We start from the raw sequence: 2,655 nt of genomic DNA, 5'->3' as shown, positions 1-2,655 counted from the left end.
ATCTACTCTCCCCTCGAAAATTGATATATTTTTTCTTTTCCCATTAAACCTTATACAATTTTCAGAAATTATATTATAAAATATATGTATGACTTAAGGAGGCTTTGTATGAATCAAAATAAAAAAGCTATATTAGATCTTGTCTTTTATCTCGTAATCCCATTCCTCATTTGGAAATTTGCAAAACCTTATATCGATCCTTATTACGCGATGTTACTTTCCTCTGTTCCGGGGATTATTTATACACTGTATACCTTTAAAAAAGAAAAACAGTTTAACGTGACAGGGTTCTTTATTTTAATTACACTCATTTCTAATACAACGGTAGATTTATTATCTGGGTCAGCTGAACGAATGTTGTGGAATGATGCATATTATCACATCGTACTCGGTATTATCGTCATATGTACAATTTTTATAAAGAAACCACTTATGTTATATTTCGCTGCGGATATTGCCGCACTGCAAGGCCATGACCGTGATAAAAGTCGTGAGCTTTATCGTGATAGTCGTATTTATCCAGCACTACAATATTTAACGCTATTTTTCGGTCTACAATTCATATTAAAAAGCTTCTTAAAAATTTATTTCATCTCTGTTTTCGGTGTAGATGGCTATGGTGAAATGAGAGCGATTATGACCGCTGTTGGATGGGGCATTTCCATTTGTATCGGAATTGGATTTGTTTGGGTAAATAATAAAATACATGCCGTTACGGAAGAACAAGAATCCGTGCAGTAAATAAAAATCCCCTAGTGTAATACGACACTAGGGGATTTTTGGTTTGTTAAACATATGACTAAAATTTAACTTGATTTTTTTCTTTTACTTTTTACATTTCGGTAAAACAAAGCAGCACTCAGCGGCATAACACCAAACCACTTATTCATAAATGGCTCTTTTTCAGCACGGCGTTGTTCTTTCTTTTGTTTTCGATCTTCTTTTGGAGCATCCATATACGACACAAACTGCTGCGTCACAAAGCGAACATAATCATTAGTAGACATATTATCATCACCTCTACTTGATTAGTATGTCCACTTTTTTATACATTAATCTTTTCCTTTAATTCATTCATAATTTGCTTTACAGACTTATTTGTCGTATCGATATGAATATGAGCCTCTTCATAATAAGCTCGGCGTGATTCAAATTTCTTTACGAATGCATCTATATCTTTCTTTTGAAATAGTGGACGTGTCGTATCTTCACGAAGCCTTTCTGCAATTACATGCGGATCACAATATAAATACACGACAGTTCCGTTCTCTTTCATCCACTTGCGATTTTCCGCTCGTTCAATAATTCCCCCACCAGTTGTAATAATAACATTATGGACTGGTAGCGCACGTAACATTTCGCTTTCATATTCCCGAAAAGCCATTTCGCCTTCTTCGGCAAAAATTTTTCGAATTGCCTTCTCTTGCTTCTCTTCGATTTTTTGATCAGTATCTACAACATCCATTTGAAGTTCTGTACTTAACGCTTTTCCAATTGTTGTTTTCCCTGCTCCCATGTAGCCGGTTATGTATATAGATTTCATTTCTTGTCCTCTCAATCGTCATTTATTAATTGTTATTATAACGAAAGATGCTACTTTGTTTAATAAAAAAACGTTTTGTTCTTATACTATGAAGAACAAAACGTAACACTCGCTTTTACTTATAAGTGCCTCTTCTCACCCACTGCGTTGCAATCCATTTCTCGCCTTTCGTTACAGGTGCCCCTCCGTGTAACGTAAGCTCGTTTAATGATTGATCTTGATAAAAATACTCAAAGTATACTGCCATTCCCTTTCTAGGGTGTACAGAAAGATTTAATTTTGGGAAGTACGTTTCTCCGCCTTCTTCTACATCATTTAAATACATTACAAGCGTACTAATACGATTGTTAGCAGCTGATCTACTATGTTCCGCAAAATAATCATAGTGTGCTTTATATTGTTGATCCACTTCATAATTTAAAATGTGCAATCCTTCACCATGCGACGCAGGAACATTCATGATAGATGAAATTCGTTTTTCAATCTTTGAAGTAAGTTCATTGTCTTCCAAAAATGCACCGCTACTTGTTCGAATATCATTTACATCACGTGCTGAACCAACTTTAGAACGTTTCATTTTATTTTTAGACATTTCAATTAATTCATCACACTCTTCATCACTTAGTACATTTGCTAATACGACAATAAGAGGTTCTTCGAATTTTGAAATAATGTGTATTTCTCTATCTTCTGTCATAATCGTATTTCCTTTATGATCAAAAATAGTTTGTTCCTTATTTTCACCTATTTGATTGTTGTTTGTCATTTCCCTATTCTCCCTAAAAATAATGATTGGATAGCATGAATATATCATATTCTTTCTACCTTTCTCTTTTTTGAGAAAATTTAAACTTTTAATCATTATATTTATCCATTTCTTCTAAAAAATCAATTCAATTTACAATAGGAAATCCTGGTTTATCTATATATATTTTACATATTATCCTTCTATCCAATCGACTATTTTCCCATCCTTTTTTCTATACCGAAAACTCACCGTATAGAACGCTTCCTGTTTGAGTGTACACTGCAAAGCAACGAGAATTAAATCATTTTCAAAGACATAATTTCCACTCGCTTCTCCCTTTTCATACTGAAAGAAAAATGTACCT

General features: G+C 33.5%; 5 protein-coding genes. 1 reads left to right on the top strand and 4 read right to left on the bottom strand.

Annotated elements, in window-relative coordinates; genetic code table 11:
* Positions 1–108 precede the first annotated feature (108 nt).
* On the top strand, positions 109–741 hold the full coding sequence (locus ABWK52_RS22095) for a VC0807 family protein (protein ID WP_001073111.1): 633 nt from the start codon (positions 109–111) through the stop codon (positions 739–741).
* A gap of 65 nt (positions 742–806) precedes the next feature.
* Here ABWK52_RS22095 and ABWK52_RS22090 read toward each other — a convergent pair whose 3' ends face one another.
* The 4 genes from ABWK52_RS22090 to comGG all read right to left on the bottom strand — a co-directional run.
* Entirely contained in the window at positions 807–1,007 is a 201-nt protein-coding gene (locus ABWK52_RS22090) for a YqzE family protein (protein WP_000106083.1), read from the bottom strand.
* Positions 1,008–1,045: 38 nt separating this feature from the next.
* The gene (locus ABWK52_RS22085) at positions 1,046–1,543 is read right to left on the bottom strand and encodes a shikimate kinase (protein WP_098541553.1); all 498 of its coding nucleotides are present in this window, start codon (positions 1,541–1,543) and stop codon (positions 1,046–1,048) included.
* 115 nt (positions 1,544–1,658) lie between these two features.
* Positions 1,659–2,309: a 2OG-Fe(II) oxygenase gene (locus ABWK52_RS22080; protein WP_000183862.1), complete on the bottom strand. Its 651-nt coding sequence runs from the start codon at positions 2,307–2,309 to the stop codon at positions 1,659–1,661.
* A gap of 174 nt (positions 2,310–2,483) precedes the next feature.
* Positions 2,484–2,655: competence type IV pilus minor pilin ComGG (gene comGG, locus ABWK52_RS22075; RefSeq protein WP_353772133.1), on the bottom strand; the 172-nt coding region annotated here is incomplete at its 5' end.

The sequence above is a fragment of the Bacillus sp. AP50 genome, assembly GCF_040492675.1.
In the GTDB taxonomy this organism is placed as follows: domain Bacteria; phylum Bacillota; class Bacilli; order Bacillales; family Bacillaceae_G; genus Bacillus_A; species Bacillus_A cereus.
The sequence above is the reverse complement of the archived record's forward strand: the minus strand, read 5'-3'. Positions and strand labels throughout refer to the sequence as shown.

Bases quoted from the DNA above. Each gene is read 5' to 3' on its own strand.
- ABWK52_RS22095 (WP_001073111.1), top strand. From the start codon at position 109: ATGAATCAAAATAAAAAAGCTATATTAGATCTTGTCTTTTATCTCGTA.
- ABWK52_RS22090 (WP_000106083.1), bottom strand. From the start codon at position 1,007: ATGTCTACTAATGATTATGTTCGCTTTGTGACGCAGCAGTTTGTGTCG.
- ABWK52_RS22085 (WP_098541553.1), bottom strand. From the start codon at position 1,543: ATGAAATCTATATACATAACCGGCTACATGGGAGCAGGGAAAACAACA.
- ABWK52_RS22080 (WP_000183862.1), bottom strand. From the start codon at position 2,309: ATGACAAACAACAATCAAATAGGTGAAAATAAGGAACAAACTATTTTT.